The 15,438-nt window shown below is 67.5% G+C and carries 13 protein-coding genes; 3 read left to right on the forward strand and 10 right to left on the reverse strand.

The genetic code is table 11. The features are described from left to right. Positions 1 to 6: 6 nt before the first annotated feature. From ACLB1G_RS06365 to ACLB1G_RS06410, 10 genes are all read right to left on the reverse strand, one after another. Entirely contained in the window at positions 7 to 732 is a 726-nt protein-coding gene (locus tag ACLB1G_RS06365) for a hypothetical protein (RefSeq protein ID WP_491626354.1), read from the reverse strand. After that, on the reverse strand, positions 716 to 1,402 hold the full coding sequence (locus tag ACLB1G_RS06370; protein WP_491626355.1) for a hypothetical protein: 687 nt from the start codon (positions 1,400 to 1,402) through the stop codon (positions 716 to 718). Before ACLB1G_RS06370 ends, ACLB1G_RS06365 begins: the two co-directional genes overlap by 17 nt. Further along, positions 1,399 to 2,058: a hypothetical protein gene (locus tag ACLB1G_RS06375; RefSeq protein WP_491626356.1), complete on the reverse strand. Its 660-nt coding sequence runs from the start codon at positions 2,056 to 2,058 to the stop codon at positions 1,399 to 1,401. Before ACLB1G_RS06375 ends, ACLB1G_RS06370 begins: the two co-directional genes overlap by 4 nt. Beyond that, complete coding sequence (locus ACLB1G_RS06380; RefSeq protein WP_491626357.1) at positions 2,055 to 3,599, reverse strand: hypothetical protein; 1,545 nt, start codon at positions 3,597 to 3,599, stop codon at positions 2,055 to 2,057. Before ACLB1G_RS06380 ends, ACLB1G_RS06375 begins: the two co-directional genes overlap by 4 nt. A 7-nt stretch (positions 3,600 to 3,606) precedes the next feature. Beyond that, the gene (locus ACLB1G_RS06385; RefSeq protein WP_491626358.1) at positions 3,607 to 4,809 is read right to left on the reverse strand and encodes a type II secretion system F family protein; all 1,203 of its coding nucleotides are present in this window, start codon (positions 4,807 to 4,809) and stop codon (positions 3,607 to 3,609) included. Next, on the reverse strand, positions 4,809 to 6,506 hold the full coding sequence (locus ACLB1G_RS06390) for a GspE/PulE family protein (RefSeq protein ID WP_491626359.1): 1,698 nt from the start codon (positions 6,504 to 6,506) through the stop codon (positions 4,809 to 4,811). Before ACLB1G_RS06390 ends, ACLB1G_RS06385 begins: the two co-directional genes overlap by 1 nt. A 15-nt stretch (positions 6,507 to 6,521) precedes the next feature. After that, positions 6,522 to 8,126 (reverse strand): tetratricopeptide repeat protein, encoded by a 1,605-nt coding sequence (locus tag ACLB1G_RS06395; protein WP_491626360.1) that lies wholly within the window; start codon positions 8,124 to 8,126, stop codon positions 6,522 to 6,524. Next, positions 8,123 to 9,985: a pilus (MSHA type) biogenesis protein MshL gene (mshL, locus tag ACLB1G_RS06400; protein ID WP_491626361.1), complete on the reverse strand. Its 1,863-nt coding sequence runs from the start codon at positions 9,983 to 9,985 to the stop codon at positions 8,123 to 8,125. The genes ACLB1G_RS06395 and mshL overlap by 4 nt, the downstream gene beginning before the upstream one ends. A 75-nt stretch (positions 9,986 to 10,060) precedes the next feature. Continuing rightward, positions 10,061 to 11,086 (reverse strand): ExeA family protein, encoded by a 1,026-nt coding sequence (locus ACLB1G_RS06405; RefSeq protein WP_491626362.1) that lies wholly within the window; start codon positions 11,084 to 11,086, stop codon positions 10,061 to 10,063. Positions 11,087 to 11,090: 4 nt separating this feature from the next. Continuing rightward, positions 11,091 to 11,813, reverse strand: a complete 723-nt coding sequence (locus ACLB1G_RS06410; RefSeq protein ID WP_491626363.1) for an ABC transporter ATP-binding protein — start codon at positions 11,811 to 11,813, stop codon at positions 11,091 to 11,093. Positions 11,814 to 11,969: 156 nt separating this feature from the next. Here ACLB1G_RS06410 and ACLB1G_RS06415 point away from each other — a divergent pair, with 156 nt between their 5' ends. The 3 genes from ACLB1G_RS06415 to ACLB1G_RS06425 are packed head-to-tail and all read left to right on the forward strand — an operon-like array spanning position 11,970 to position 15,438. Next, entirely contained in the window at positions 11,970 to 13,676 is a 1,707-nt protein-coding gene (locus ACLB1G_RS06415; protein WP_491626364.1) for a GspE/PulE family protein, read from the forward strand. A gap of 2 nt (positions 13,677 to 13,678) precedes the next feature. Further along, on the forward strand, positions 13,679 to 14,914 hold the full coding sequence (locus tag ACLB1G_RS06420) for a type II secretion system F family protein (protein WP_491626365.1): 1,236 nt from the start codon (positions 13,679 to 13,681) through the stop codon (positions 14,912 to 14,914). 5 nt (positions 14,915 to 14,919) lie between these two features. Beyond that, on the forward strand, positions 14,920 to 15,438 hold the full coding sequence (locus ACLB1G_RS06425; protein ID WP_491626366.1) for a hypothetical protein: 519 nt from the start codon (positions 14,920 to 14,922) through the stop codon (positions 15,436 to 15,438).

Here is a 15,438-nt window from a genome sequence, read left to right on the forward strand (position 1 = left end):
GCGGTTTCATTGCAGGGTGGTGGCCACACTCATGCGGCTGATCAGTTGTTGGAGCGGGACCCAGAGCACCAGGTCGTCGAATTCGCCGCCAGGCGCATAGGCGTCGGCGCTGGCGGGCCTGGCGATAAACAGGTCGGTGGCAATGGCGTTGCGTTGCTCATCCACATTGCCTATCCCGGCATTGCCTTGCACGATACCGCTATCGGTACTGCCGAAATTGCGGGCGCCGTTGGACAGCAGCACCAGCGGCAGACAGGGCTGGTCCACGCTGCAGCCGGCGCCGCCGGCCAGATAGAACAAGCGGCCGCCGCCGTCGCGGCTCGCTACGCTGCGGTTGGCGAGCGCGGTTTGCGGGCGCGCCTGCTCCAGGGTCAGCTCCGGACTGACGCTGTACCGCAGCCGCTTGCCCCAGGCGTCATTGCCCGGCACGCCCAAGGTGACGGCCGGCAGGAATCCGCTGCAGTCGGCATCCGAGGCGCAAGCTTGCGGCTGTTCGCGGCCGTCAGAAGCCGATATCGCCGGGCGCGGCAGGCGTCCATGGGTGACCGCGTAGCCTAGCAGAGCGTCGCGTGCCTCCCCCATGATGCGCTGGCTGCGCTGCACGCGGCGGCTATCCAGTCGGGCGCCGGCGTAGGTCGCCATGAGGATGGACGCCATTGTCAGGCTGAGCACGGTCACCAGCAGCAGCAGGGCTGCCCCGCGCTGGCGCCGCGGCTCAGGGCGCATCGCCATCGCGCACCTGCTGGGTGGCCTGGTCGTAGCGCTGACCCGGCCGCAGCCGCAGCTGGCGGCCGGACAGCATGGTGGGCGTCCAGACCGGCGCCGCGCCGGCACGCTGCACGCTGGCCGGCGCCGCCACCTGCAGCTGTCCATTCAGCCATACCAGGGTGCGGCCACTGCTGCTGAGCGCCACTCCATTGAGCACTACGCTGCCGGCGCCGCCGTCCTGCGGCGCGGTTCCTGCCGCCTGGCCCGGCTGGGCAGCGGCTTGCGCCGTTTCCGGTACGGGGTCGGTGGGCGGGAACTGGCCAGGTGGCGGTCCCAGTTTTTCCGGGCCGGCGATGGCGCCTCGTGAACCACCGGGCGTCAGCGCCCAGTAGGGGGCCGGCGTATAAGGACCGGCCGGCCTGGCCGCGCGCGCCAGGCTGGGGGCGATGGGGGCGGTCAGGTCGGCCGACGGCGGTACCGACGGCGGCGTGGCGACCGGCGTGCCCGCTGCAGAGGATGCGGTCGTGGCGGCCGCGCCGGTGGCGTCCGGCAAGCTGCCGCGCCCGGCTTCCAGCTGTTGCCGTTCGGCCGGACTCAGGAACAGCCGGCCCAGGTCCGGCGTGGCCGCGGCGGCTGGCTGGACCGGCGCCGCGAGCGCAGCCAGCGCTGCGGCCAGGATCGCGCATAACCTCACGGCCGGCTCCCTTCCGGCGCACCGGGCGCCAGCGTGACCCACACCAGGGTGCAGTCGGCGCCGAGGCTGGGCGCGCCCGGTGAGGGCGCCGCCGCCAGCCGCTTGAGCGCGCAGTCCTGCACGGTGTAATACCCGTGCAGGCGCAATTCCCGGAGGAAATTGAACAGTTCCAGCTCATGCAGCAGCGACAGGTGCAGGCTCATGCGGCTGGCCCGCAACTGGTAATCGCCCAGCTCGACCGGTGTATCGGGGCGCAGCGGCTGCTGGGCGTCGATGTCGTAGCTGAGCGCGGGCATGCGCAGCCCCTGCTGGGCCTGGCGGATGGCGTCGGCCCAGGCCAGCCGGTTTTCCTCCCCCACCAGCCCGTTTGCGCGCAGGAGTTGGAACGCCGGCTGCAGGCGCCGGATGTCCGCCTTCTCCTGCTCGACCTGGGCGTGGCGGGCGTAGGCGCGTTCGCGCGCATGGTGCACCAGCAGCATGCGTTCGCGCGCTTGCTCCTGCAGCCAGTCGGTATAGCCTATGCCAGCGGCGCACAGCAGTACGCAGGCGGCGGCGGTCAGGACGGCGCCGCGTATCAGGGCGAACTCGCGCAGCCAGTACGGCAGCGCGATGCGGGCCTGTTGGCGCCCGCGGGCCGCGAGCGGCAAGGCGCTCATGGCCGCCACCCCACGGTCAGCACGAATCGGGGCCGGCTGCCGCTGTCCTGCTGGCCGGCGCGTGCGCTCAGCTTGGCCGAGGGCCGGGTGTCCAGCGGCGGTGTCACGATGGCGACCGACAGGCGCGGACGGCGCGCCAGGTCCTGGGCAAATTGATTCATGATCTCCGTCACCCTGCGGTAGTCGTCGGCCTGCTCCATCACTTCGGCTTCCAGCCGCAGCAGCTGCGGCGGCCGGACTGGAATCCCCGCGACCAGGGCTGGCAGGGGCGCGGCGCCAGTGCCATCGACACTGTTGAGCGGGGCGGCGGCCGGAGCCGGCAAGTCGACCTTCCAGTCCAGCCCGAGCAGGCGGATCTGCGGCGCCTGCTCTAGTGCCTGGCTGACTGCGCTCAACATGCCCAGCGGCGATGGTCCCTGGCTGGCCAGCATCTGCGCCATGGCGACGGCGGCGCGCATGTTTGCCGTGCTGGCCGGCGGGACCGGAATGCCTGCCATGGCCTTGGCATAGGCCGCTTCATAGCGCAGGCGCTCGGCCTGCAGACGCTCGGCGTCGGCGTTGTCGGCGCGGTACTGTCCGAGGTTGGCGCAGATCCACACCACGCTGCAGGCGGCCAGGATACCGCTGCCCAGCAGCAGCATTCGGCGCAAACGCCACAGCAGGAAATAGCGGCGCGCCTCGCCCAGCTCGTACTGGGTGGCGGCCTGGCTGCGTCCGAGCAGGTGCAGCAGGATGGTGTCGGCCAGCGCCGGCGCGGGGCCGTCCAGGCCGGCGGCGGAGCAGGCGGCCTCCAGCGCGATGAACTGGTAGGCCGTTTCCGGTCCGTCGGCACACTGGGCGTCCAGCGCCGCCAGCAGGGCCTGCGGCGCGACGATGGCGGTGTGCAGCACGCTGCCGCGCTCCAGCAGCCGTATGCTGGTCAGGAACTGCTGGGTGCGGGCGGTTTCGTTGGCCACGCTGACCGGCTGGCCGTCGCGGTCCATGGCCAGGGTCAGGCGCGAGAATTTCAGCACGCCGTCGCGGAAGTAGGTCTGGCGCAGGCCGGCGCTGTGCTGGGTCACCAGCAGCAGATGCGGCTGGCGCAGGCCCAGCCTGGGCAGCAGGCCGGCGCTGACCATGCTGGCCGAGTACAGTCCGGCCAGCGGCACCCGCAGCTGTTCCAGGATCTCCACCCAGGGTTGCACCAGGGTTGGATTGGTGAGCCCGGAGAACAGGGCGATGTCGTCGCGCCGGCCTTCCTGGGCGCGGCCCTGGATTTGCACCTGGCGGTAGGGCGTCTCGCGGTATTGCTGCTGCAGGCGGCGCGCCAGCAGGCGCCGTCCGGCGCGGCCGCCCACGTGCGGGAGCTGCACGCGCTGGAAGTCTTCCTCGATCAGGTCGGCCAGCAGGTAGCAGGGGATGGGTTTGCCCGCCACATAATCGGCGAAGGCGTCCAGCCCGGCGCGGCTTTGCTCGAAGCGCAGCGGCTGGTCCAGGCTGCGGCCATTCCATTTGTAGGCCCACAGCGCCTCGCTGGTCAGATAAAGCAGGTGTTTGCGCACGGCGGCCTCACAATCGAATCGAGCTGATGGTGTCGTAGATGGGACCCATCACCGACAGCATGATCCAGCCCAGCAGCAGGCCCAGCACGACGGTGATGGCCGGTTCTATCATGGCCTGCACCCGTTCCACGGTTTCCTTTACCTCGCGGTTGTAGAAATAGCTGACATTGCGCAGCGCGCCGTCCAGTGCGCCGGTGGCCTCGCCCACCTTGAGCATGCGTATCACCAGGGGCGGGAAGATGCCGGTATTCTGGAACGCCGCCGTCACGCCCTGGCCCTCGGAAATCAGCTGCCCGGCGCGGCGCAGCCCGGCCGCCACCACGCGGTTGCCGGCGATGCCCTCGGACAGCCGTATGCATTCCAGCACCGTGATGCCGGAGCCGTACATCATGGCGAAAAAGGTGGCGAAGCGGGCCAGGATGATCTTGTGCAGCACCGGACCCACCATCCACAGGCGCAGGCGCAGGGCGTCGTAGCGGTAGCGCGCCAGCTCGCTGCGGGCCAGCCATGCCCGTCCGCCAAACCAGGCCAGCAGCGGCAAGGCCAGGAGCACGTACCAGTAATCGATGAAGATATTGGACACGAAGATCAGGGCGCGCGTATGCAGCGGGAGCTCGCGGCCCATGTTCTTGATGAAGGAGGTCAGCTGGGGCACCAGGAAGATCATCAGGAACAGGGTGGCGCCAGCCACCATGACACCGACCACCGCCGGGTACATGACGATCTTCCTGGTCTGCGCGGCCAGCTCGTCCTGCCACTTCAGGCTTTGCTCCAGGTTCTTGAAGACCTCGGCCAGCTTGCCGCTCTGCTCGCCGGCGCGCACCAGGCTGACGAAGGTTTCGTCAAACGCTTCCGGATAGGCTTGCATGGCCACCGACAGCTGGGCGCCGCCCTCGATGCTCTCGATCAGGCCGGTGATCATTTCGCGGAAACGTGGGTGGTCCAGGCTGTCGCGCAAGTCGTCCAGGCCCTCCAGGATGGGCACGCCGGCGCCGCTCAGCTGCTCCATGTGGAAGCAGAAGCTGATCAGGTCGGCGCGGGTCACCTTGCGCTTGCGGCCCATGGCCTTGGCGCGGGTGGGGCGGCAATCGATCAGGTCCAGGCCCATGCGGGACAGCCGCAGTTCCAGGTCCGGCTCGTTGAGGGCGTCCATGTTGCCGGGCAGGACCTGGCCCTGGGCGTCCATGGCGCGGTACAGGTATTGCGGCATCAGAGGCGCTCCGTCAGGTCGACCACCCGGCCCACCTCTTCCAGGGTGGTGACGCCTTCGCGCACGCGGCGCAGGCCGTCGTCGGTCAGGGGATGGAAGCCGCCGGCCAGGGCCGCGTTGCGGATCTCGCGCGTGGTGGCGCGGCGCGCCACCAGCTCGTCCAGCGCCGGCGTCATCTTCAGCAATTCCATGATGGCCAGCCGGCCCTTGTAGCCCTGGTGGGCGCAGCGCTCGCAGCCGACCGCGCGGTACAGGGTGGCCGGTGGGTCTTCCGGTTCCAGGCCCAGCAGGCGGCGCTCCACTTCCTCGGCCTGGAACGGCTGGCGGCAGTGGGTGCACAGCTTGCGCACCAGGCGCTGGGCCACGATGCCGATGATGTTGCCGGCCATGATGTCGGGCACGATGCCGATGTCGAGCAGGCGCGACACCGAGCCGATGGCGGAATTGGTGTGCAGCGTGGAATACACCTGGTGCCCGGTCATGGCGGCCGCGAAGGCCATCTCGGCGGTTTCCTTGTCGCGGATCTCGCCCACCAGGATGATGTCCGGGTCCTGCCGCATCATGGAACGTATGCCCTCGGCGAAGCCGAACTTGGCCGATTCGTTGACCGAGGTCTGGCGTATCATGTTCATCGGATACTCGACCGGGTCCTCCAGCGTCATGATGTTGACGCTTTCCGTGTTGATGTGGTTGAGGATGGAGTACAGCGTGGTGGTCTTGCCCGAGCCGGTGGGGCCGGTTACCAGGATCACGCCGTCGGGACGGGCAATCATCAGCTTGAGCAGGGTCAGCGCTTCTTCCGTCAGGCCCAGGCCGTCCAGCGGCACGATGCCCTTCTGCCGGTCGAGCACGCGCAGCACGAAGTTTTCGCCGTGCGTGGTGGGCTGTGCCGAGGCGCGGAAATCGATCTGGCGGCCGGAAAACTTGATGGAAATGCGGCCATCCTGCGGCGCCCGCGTTTCCGCGATGTTCATGTTGGAGATCACCTTCAGGCGCACCACCATGGCCGGCCAGTAGGACTTGTGCAGGCTGCGGATCTGGCGCAGGATGCCGTCGATGCGGTAACGGATGCGCAGGAACGATTGCTCCGGCTCGAAGTGCAGGTCGGAGGCGCCATGCTGCACCGCGTCCGCCAGGATGGCGTCGATCAGGCGCACCATGGGCTGGCTGTATTCGTCGGAGGTGCTGCCTAGGCTGGCGTAATTGACTTCGCCGGTCTCGATCTCGTGCAGGATGCCGTCGATCGACAGCTCGAAGCCGTAGTACTGGTCGATGGCGCGCTGGATGTCGGACTCGTTGGCCAGCAGCGGGGTCACGCTGATGCCCTTGACCAGCATGGCGCTGATCTGGTCCAGCGCCACGATGTTGCTGGTGTCGGACATGGCCAGCACCAGGTTGTCGCTGTGGCGCTCGTACACGATGGGGAATACCCGGTAGCGCTTGGCGACGTCCTTGGGGATCAGCTTCAGGGCGATGGCGTCCACCACCAGGTTGGACAGGTCGGCGCTCTGCGTCTTGAGGTTTTCCGACAGCGCCTCGCGCACCGTGGCCTCGGTGATGAATCCCAGCGAGATCAAGAGCTTGCCCAGCGGTTCGCCGCCGCGCTTCTGCTCGATCAGGGCGATGCGCAACTGGTCCTCGCTGATCACGCCTTTCTGGATCAGCAGCTTGCCGAGCGGGAGTTTCACTTGTTCCATGGAGACTGCTGGTCCTCAGTGCGCCGCGCCCAGCTGCTGCAGGCGCAGGCGCAGCGCCGCGCGGTCGAAGGCCGCCGGCTTGTCCTGCGACAGGTCCAGCGCGCGCTGGTAATACTGTAGCGCCAGCCTGGGCTGGTTCAAGCGGTCCAGCCCCACCGCCAGGTTGTAGGCGTAGTCGGCATTGTCGGGCGCGGCGCCGACGGCGCGGAAGTAGGCTTGCTGGGCCTCGGTCCAGCGGTTCTGGCGCGCGTACAGGTTGCCCAGCGCGAACAGGGCCGGCGCCGATTCCGGGTCCTTGGCCAGCGCGTCTTTCAGGCGGCTCTCGCTTTGCGCCGGGTCGCCCTGGCGCAGGCTGTTGATGCCGGCCAGGGCCGCGCCGTCGGCCGGATTGAGCTCCAGCAGGCGCTGGTACAGGGCGCCGGCGCGCTGCGGCTGGCCCTGGCGCTGTGCCAGCGCGGCCAGTCCCAGCAGGGCGTCGCGGTTGTTGGGGTCCTGCTGGCGCACGGCCTCGTACTGCTGCTGGGCGCGCGCCAGGTCGTTGGCCTGCAGCGCCTGGTAGGCGTCCAGCAGGGCCGGGTCGACCTGGGGCTGCTGGGTGTTGCGCGCCACCCGGATGTCCTCGCTGGGCGGGGCGGCCAGTGGTGGCAGCACGTCCGGTGCGCGCGGCTGCGTGGCTTGGGCCTGGACGGCCACGATGGCTTGCTGGGCGGCGGCCAGGGCCTGTTCGGTTCGGTTCAGGCGCTGCTCCAGCGCCTCGCGTTCGGCATTGCTGGCGCCCGCGAACAGTACGCCCGGGTTGCCGATGGCGTCTGCGGCGGCCGTGTCCGGCACCTGCGCACCGGCGCCTTCCGCACCTGCGGCCGGCGCCACCGGTGCGCCGGGGACAGCCACGCTGGCGGGGCCTGCGCCGGCGGCGCCGCCGGAGGGCGGCATGGGCACCATGGGCAGCTTGGCCCCGGCGCCCGGCGCCACTATGGCGCGCCAGTACATGAAGCCGAACACGGCCACGATCAGGACCAGGATGCCGGACAGGACGATCAGGCGCAGTCGGGCCGGGTCGATACCGCCGCCATCGCCGCCGGCCGCGCCGGTGCGGGTGCCGGCCACGCTGCGCCGCGCCGCGCCGCCGCGCGTTGCGCCGGCGGCTGTCGCTTGGGCTGCCGCTGCCGCGGCTGCCGCAGCAGCAGCGTGGGCCGCCGAGGCGGCTTCGACGCGCGGTTTGCGGGCCGCGGCGGGCGCCGCGCCGGAGGCGGGCGCGGGCTCCGCCAGCCGCGCCGGTATTTCCGGCTGGGTAGGCGCCGCTTGCGGCTCAGCGGTGGCGTCCAGCGGCTGCACGGGGGCAGGATCGGGCGCGAAGTCCAGGGCCAAGCCGGCCGGCGGCGCCGGAATGGGGGCCGAGGGGTTGGCCGGCGGCGGTGTATAGTCGCCCAGCGGTTCCAGGCTCAGTTCGGTCGTGGCGGCGGGGTCCAGGCGCACGCCGCCGGCACTGGCCGGCGCCGGTGCCTGGGCCAGTTCCAGCACCTCGTCGTAGGCCTCGGACGGCTTGTCCAGTTCCTCCTCGTGGAGGCTGTTCTGTTTGGCGCGCTCGGCTTTTTTGAGCGCCTGCATCAATAAGCTCATAATCCACCCGCCTGGGTAGTCGCGGCTGGCGCCGCCGCGTTGGGCGCCGCCTGGCCTGGGGCCGGCAGCAGATAGCGGTAATCCTGGTAGTCGCCATTGATGCTGGCGTCCTTCACCACCACCGGCCGCATGAAGATGACCAGCTCGGTCTTGGTGCTGGTCTCGTTACGGTAGGAGAACAGGTTGCCCAGCACCGGGATCGAACCCAGCCCCGGCACCTGGTCGCGCGTGTTGTCGACCGAGTCCATCATGAGCCCGCCCATGACGGCGATCTGGCCGCCCGGCACCTTCATGATGGAATCCATTTCGCGCGCCTGGATGATGGGGATCTTGCTGGTCACCTTGGCGTCCGCCAGGGCCGGGTTGGGATCGTTCTCGTAGCCGACGATGCGGGTGATGGTGGGACGCACATTGAGGGTGACCTGGTCGTCATCGGAAATCTGCGGCGTCACGCTCATCACGAAGCCCACCGGCACTGTCTGCAGCGAGGATTCGTAGGTGGCCGGTGTGGTCACGCCGCCGGTGGAATTGATCACGGCCGGGGTCACCTTGATGGTGAAGAACACATTGTTGTCCACCACTTTCAGCATCGCGGTCTGGTTGTTGAGCACGCTGATCTTGGGGCTGGACAGCACCTTGACCTTGCCGAACGATTCCAGCAGCTGGATGGTGCTGGCGATATTGCCCAGGCGCGAGCCGGCATTGGCGAAGTTCAGCACGAACAGTCCCGCCGAGGTGCCGGGATTGACGCCGCTGGGCAGGGTGGTGCTGCCAACCTGGCCCTGTTTCAGGGTCAGCCCGCCCTTGCCTATGCTGGACCAGTTGATGCCCTGCTGGTACTGGTCGCTCAGCTTGACTTCGATCACGGTGGCCTCGATCAGTACCTGGCGCTTGGCCGCGCCCAGTACGATGTCGAGGAATTCGCGGATTTTTTCATGCTGGCGCGCGGTGGCGCGCACGGCGATCAGGCCGCCTTCGGGGTTGACCACCACCGAGCTGCTGTTCTTGTTGGCGCGGCTGCCGCCAAAGGCGGAGGCGTCGAAGGCCGGGGCGGCGGGCTGGGCCGGTGCGGCCGGGTTTTGCCCGGCGGCCGGGGCGGCGGCGCCTGCCGTCCCGGCTGCGGTGCCTAAGCTGGACAGCGGATCGACGGGATTGTCGGACAGGTTGGACGCGCGCAGCATGTCGCGGATGTTTTTTTCCAGGTTGTACCAGAAATTGTTATCCGAACGGTTGTTGACCACCGTGGTGGAGTTGTTGGTGCCATATCCTGCCGGCGTGTTGCCGGTTTGGCTGGCGCCGGTGGACGAGCTGCCGGAGGCATTGGCCGAGTTGGCGCTGGACGTCGCCGCCGTGCCGCCGGCCCCGCTGCCGCCGGTGGTGGATATCTGGGTCGCGATGTTCACGCTGCTGATGGTGCTGCGCGCGATGTTGACGTAATCGATCTTGTAATTGCGCCAGACCGGGGTATCGGGTTGCACCACCAGGGTGCTGCCATTGATTTCATAACGCATGTCGACCTGGCCGGCGATGCGCGACAGCAGCTGGGGCAGGGTCTGGTCCAGCGCATTGAGCGTCACCAGGCCGTCGATGGCGGGATGGATGTCGGCGTTCATGCCGGCGTCGCGCGCCAGCGCGAACAGCAGCGATTGCACCGGCACCTTGTGCACCGTCACGCTATAGGTTTCCAACTTCGGGGCGGCCTTGGGCGGCGGCAAGGCGGCGCTCTCCTGCACCACGTCCGGGATGGCGCCGGCCGGCAGCGCCGGCTCGCTCAGGTGGTTGGGCGAGGGCGGTATCGACGGCGCGGCGCAGCCGGCCAGCAGGACGGCGGCAAGGGCGGCGGGCAGGGTGGGAGACATGGATGATTTCATTGTTTCTTTCCGCCCCAGGGGAAGACAAAGTGTTGTGTTATTACAATATTAGACCACATGATCTTACAAAATCCGTGTAGCGGCAAGATTGCACGCCTGAAAAGCGCGCTCAGGGGGGGATTCGGCCCGATTAACCACAGCGGTGCGGCGGCCGTCCTGCGGGCCGGTCTGCTGCGGCGCCGGCTGCAGCAGGAGCCAGGCCACCACGCCGGCCAGCAGCAGCACCAGCGCGGCCAGCATTACGGTGAGCCAGCGTCCGCCCTGGTGGCGCGGCGGGCGCAGGGCCCGGTAGCGCGCCTCGCGCACGGCCTGGCGCGCATGCCTGGCCTCGACCCGCTCGGCGCCGGCCGCGTAGGCCGCCAGCAGGGCCTTGTCGGCCAGCAGGTTGATACGGCGCACGATGCCGCCCGAGGCGCGGGCTATCAGGCGCGCCGCCGCCGTGCTGAAGGCCGGCGGCCCCTGGTAGCCGGCCGCGCGCAGGCGGAAGTCCAGGAATTCCGGCACCACCGCCGGCGGCATGGCCGGCACCTCGAAGCTGTGGGTGATGCGCTCGGTGAGCTGGCGCATGTCCGGCAGCGCCAGGTGCTGGTCCAGCTCGGGCTGGCCGAACAGCACTATTTGCAGCAGCTTGTAGCGGGCCGTCTCCAGGTTGGTCAGCAGCCGGATTTCCTCCAGCGTGGCCAGCGGCATGGCTTGCGCTTCCTCCACCAGCAGCACCACCTGGCGGCCGGCGCCGTGGCGGGCGATCAGCTCCGCGTTGAGCAGGCGCAGCACCTCGTCGCTGCGCAGCCCGCCCGCCGCCAGGCCCAGCTCGGCGGCGATGGCGTACAGCACCTCCTGCGGCGACAGGCTGGGATTGACCAGGTAAATGGCGTCGATATGGGCCGGCAGCCGCTGTTCCAGCATGCGGCACAGCATGGTCTTGCCGCTGCCGACCTCGCCGGTGACCTTGATGATGCCTTCGCCCTGGCCGACCACGTACAGCAGCGCCTCCAGCAGCTCGCCACGGGTGTTGCCGGGATAGAAAAAGGCCGGATTCGGGGTGATGCCGAACGGGCTTTCGCGCAGGCCGAAATGGGTCAGGTACATGGCGTCACGCGATGCAGGCCAGGAAGGCTTGCTCCAGGCTGGCAGCGCCGTAGCGCGCGCGGCACTCGGCCGGGGTGCCGGCAAAGCGGATCTGGCCCTGGTGCAGGATGGCCATGCGGTCGCACAGTTCCTCGACATCGGCCAGCGCGTGCGAAGTGAAGAACAGGCCGCTGCCGGAGGCGCCGCCGGTGCGCGCGCGCAGGGTTTGCTTGAGCAGGGCGCGCGCCTTGGGATCGAGGCCGCTCATGGGTTCGTCCAGCACGTACAGGGACTTGGGCGCCAGCAGGCAGGCGACCAGGCCCAGTTTCTGGGTCATGCCCTTGGAATAGTCGCGTACCGGGCGCCGCAGCGCGGCCTGCTCCAGGTCCAGCGCCGCCGCCATGGCGTGGGCGGCCTGCTCGTCATAGGCGATGCCTTGCAAGCCCAGCAGGTAGCGCATGAATTCCGTCCCGCTCAGGTAGTAGGGCGGGGTGAAGCGTTCCGGCAGGAAGCCCAGCGGGGCGCGCGCGGCGGGACGGTGGTGGGGCTGGCCGAAGATCTCGATGCGGCCCTCGTCGATGCTGCAGAAATCCAGCATGCACTTGATCAGGCTGGTCTTGCCGGCGCCGTTCACGCCCACCAGGCCGAACAGTTCGCCGCGCTGCAATTCCAGGTCCACCCCGCGCAGCACGGACTGGCCGCCATAGCGCTTGTGCACGTGCTGGAAACGCAGGGCGGGGACGGTCATGGGAGGGTGCGTCATAGTGAAACGACCCATACTGTAGCGCATTCCGCACAAAAAATGCTAGCGGGCACTATGAAAATCCCCCATTCGGCCGGTGACACAGTGTTGATCCTGGGCAAACTGGTCTAGAATGGCCGCATCGTGTTTGAGGGGTAGCATATGGCAAGGCCAGAAAAAGTCCGGCTGGGTGAAATCCTGGTGCAGCAGAAATTGCTGTCGGAAGAACAATTGGGCCTGGCGCTGGCCGAGCAGAAGCGCAGTGGCCGCAAGCTGGGCCGGGTCTTCATCGAGAACGGCTATGTGACCGAGGAGCAGATCGCCAGCGCGCTGGCGCGCCAGCTGTCCATACCTTACCTGAACCTCAAGTTCTACAACATCAATCCCGAGATCGTGCGCATGCTGCCCGAGACCCAGGCGCGCCGCTTCCGCGCCCTGGTGCTGGAGGACCGCCATGGCACCCTGCTGGTGGGCATGTCGGACCCGACCGACCTGTTCGCGTATGACGAGATCGCCCGCATCGTCAAGCAAAGCATAGAACTGGCGGTGGTCAACGAGACCGAGGTGCTGGGCGTGATCGACCGCATCTACCGCCGCACCGAGGACATTTCCGACCTGGCGCGCGAGCTGGAGCAGGACCTGGGCGACACCTCGGTGGACTTCGGCGCGCTGGCGGCGGCCAATCCCAACCTGGAAGAAGCGCCGGTGGTCAAGCTGCTGCAGTCGGTGTTCGACGACGCCACCCAGGTACGCGCGTCGGACATCCACATCGAGCCGCAGGAAGGCCGGCTGCAGATCCGCTTCCGCATCGACGGCGTGCTGCACCTGCAGACCGAGGCCGACATCAAGATCGCGCCCTCGCTGGCGCTGCGCCTGAAGTTGATGTCCGACCTGGACATCTCCGAAAAGCGCCTGCCGCAGGATGGCCGATTTGCCGTGCGCGTGAAAAACCAGCGCATCGACGTGCGTATCTCGACCATGCCTACCCAGTACGGCGAGTCGGTGGTCATGCGTTTGTTGAACCAGGGCGGCATGAATCTGCGCCTGGATGCGATCGGCATGCCGCGCCCGGTGCTGGACAAGTTCCGCGCCATCGTGCAGCGGCCCAACGGCCTGGTGCTGGTGACCGGCCCGACCGGCAGCGGCAAGACCACCACCCTGTACAGCGCCCTGGCCGAGCTCAATTCGGTGGAAAAAAAGCTGATCACGGTCGAGGACCCGGTGGAATACCGGCTGGCCGGCATCAACCAGGTGCAGGTCAACGACAAGATCGACCTGAATTTCGCCCGGGTGCTGCGCTCGGCCCTGCGGCAGGATCCGGACATCGTGCTGGTGGGCGAGATGCGCGACCAGGAAACCGCCCAGATCGGCCTGCGCGCCGCCATGACGGGCCACTTGGTCTTGTCTACCCTGCACACCAACGACGCCGCCAGCACCCCGCTGCGCCTGATGGACATGGGCGTGCCGCGCTACATGGTGGGCAGTTCGCTGCAGGCAGTGCTGGCGCAGCGCCTGGTGCGGGTGATTTGCGAAAGCTGCACCGCCCCCTACGAGCCGACCCCGACCGAGCGCGAATGGCTGAGCCTGGAGTTGCGCGACAAGGTGGACATGGCCAAGTACTTCCACGGCAAGGGCTGCTCGCACTGCAACGGCATGGGCTACCGCGGCCGCACCGGCGTCTACGAGCTGCTGGAAATGACGCGCACCGTGGTCGACGCCGCCAACGATCCCGACCCCTCGCATTTCCTGAAAGTGGCGACCGAGCAGATGGCCGGCCAGACCATGCGCCGCCACGCCGTGCAGCTGGTGGTGCAGGGCCGCACCACCATTGCCGAAGCCATGCGCATCAGTAACCAGACCGAGGATTGACCGTGCCACTGTACGCCTACAAGGGCCGCAATGCGCGCGGCGAGCTGATGCAAGGCGTGCTGGAGGCAGCCGACAGCGGCGCCGTGGCCGACCAGCTGTTCAACACCGGGGTGACGCCGATCGAGATCAATGTCACCAAGAAGGCCGCCGGCGGCGATGGCGAGACCTGGTGGAGCAGGCTGCTGGAAAAGAAGGTGACTTCGATGGACGTGCAGTTGTTTAGCCGCCAGATGTACACGCTGCTGAAAGCCGGCGTGCCCATCATGCGCGGCCTGGCCGGGCTGCAGGAATCGGCCACCAGCAAGTCCTTCGCCAGGATCATCAAGGACTTGCGCGAATCGCTGGACGCCGGCCGCGAGCTGTCCTCGGCCATGCGCCGCCATCCCGACGTGTTTTCGCAGTTTTATTTGTCCATGGTGCGGGTGGGCGAGATGACCGGCCGCCTGGAAGAGGTATTCCTGCGATTGTTCGACCACCTCGAGTTCGACCGCGACATGCGCGAGCGCGTCAAAACGGCGCTGCGCTATCCCGGTTTCGTGGTGCTGGCCATGGTGGGCGCCATGATCGTGGTGAACATGTTCGTGATCCCGGCCTTCACCAAGGTGTTCGAGAGTTTCCACGCCGAGCTGCCCCTGATGACGCGCATGCTGATCGCCAGCTCCGACTTCACGGTGCGCTACTGGCCGGGGATGGCGGTGGCGGCGGTGGCGGCGGTGTGGGGCTTCCGTACCTGGGTCGCCACTCCGTCCGGGCGCTACCAGTGGGACAAGACCAAGCTGCGCCTGCCCATCGCCGGCAAGATCATGCTCAAGGGCACGCTTGCGCGCTTTGCCCGCAGCTTTTCCCTGTCCAGCCGCAGCGGCGTGCCCATCGTGCAGGGCCTGACGGTGGTGGCCCAGACGGTGGACAATGCCTACCTGTCGGCCCGCGTCGAGCAGATGCGCGACGGCGTCGAGCGCGGCGAGAGCATATTGCGCACGGCCGTGGCCTCGGGCGTGTTCACCCCCGTGGTGCTGCAGATGATCGCGGTGGGCGAGGAGACCGGCGCCCTGGACGAGCTGATGGACGAGATCGCCCAGATGTACGAGCGCGAAGTCGACTATGAATTGAAGACGCTGTCGTCGCAGATCGAGCCCATCCTGATCGTGTTCCTCGGCATCATGGTGCTGATACTCGCGCTGGGCATCTTCCTGCCGATCTGGGACCTGGGCAAGGCTGCGCTGCACAACCGGGGTTGATATTCTTGGCAACTTTCGTCTCTATTAAGCAACAGTGTGCTGAAGAAGGCGCGAGCCTGCTGGAGTTCGTGGTGGCGGCGGCCATCGTTGCCATCCTGGCCGGTTTCTTGATGAAAAGCGTGTGGTTTTATCAAGGTCAGGCGGAGGATGTTGCGGTGCGCCATGTTGTGGCCAATGTGCGCACGGCACTCGATGTGAAGCTTGCTCAGGCGAAATTGCCGGGGAAAGCACAGGATCTGCCTGCCTTGGCCGAAGAAAATCCGTTTAATTGGCTGAAAGACAAGCCTGTCAACTATGCAGGGGAATATTACGCGCCCTCCGACGAGCAGATCGGGCCCGGCAACTGGTGTTTTGACCGGAATGACAAGACCCTGGTGTATTTGTTAAATAATCGAAACCCGCTGGGAAGTTCCCAATTGAAACGTTTGAAATTCAAGGTAAAATTATTGAGCTTGCCCAAAGACAACGCCAAGCCTGCCGGCGCCTCCAGTGTTGGGGTTGCCTTTGAACAACAGACTAATTGA

Source organism: Duganella kummerowiae, assembly GCF_053572355.1.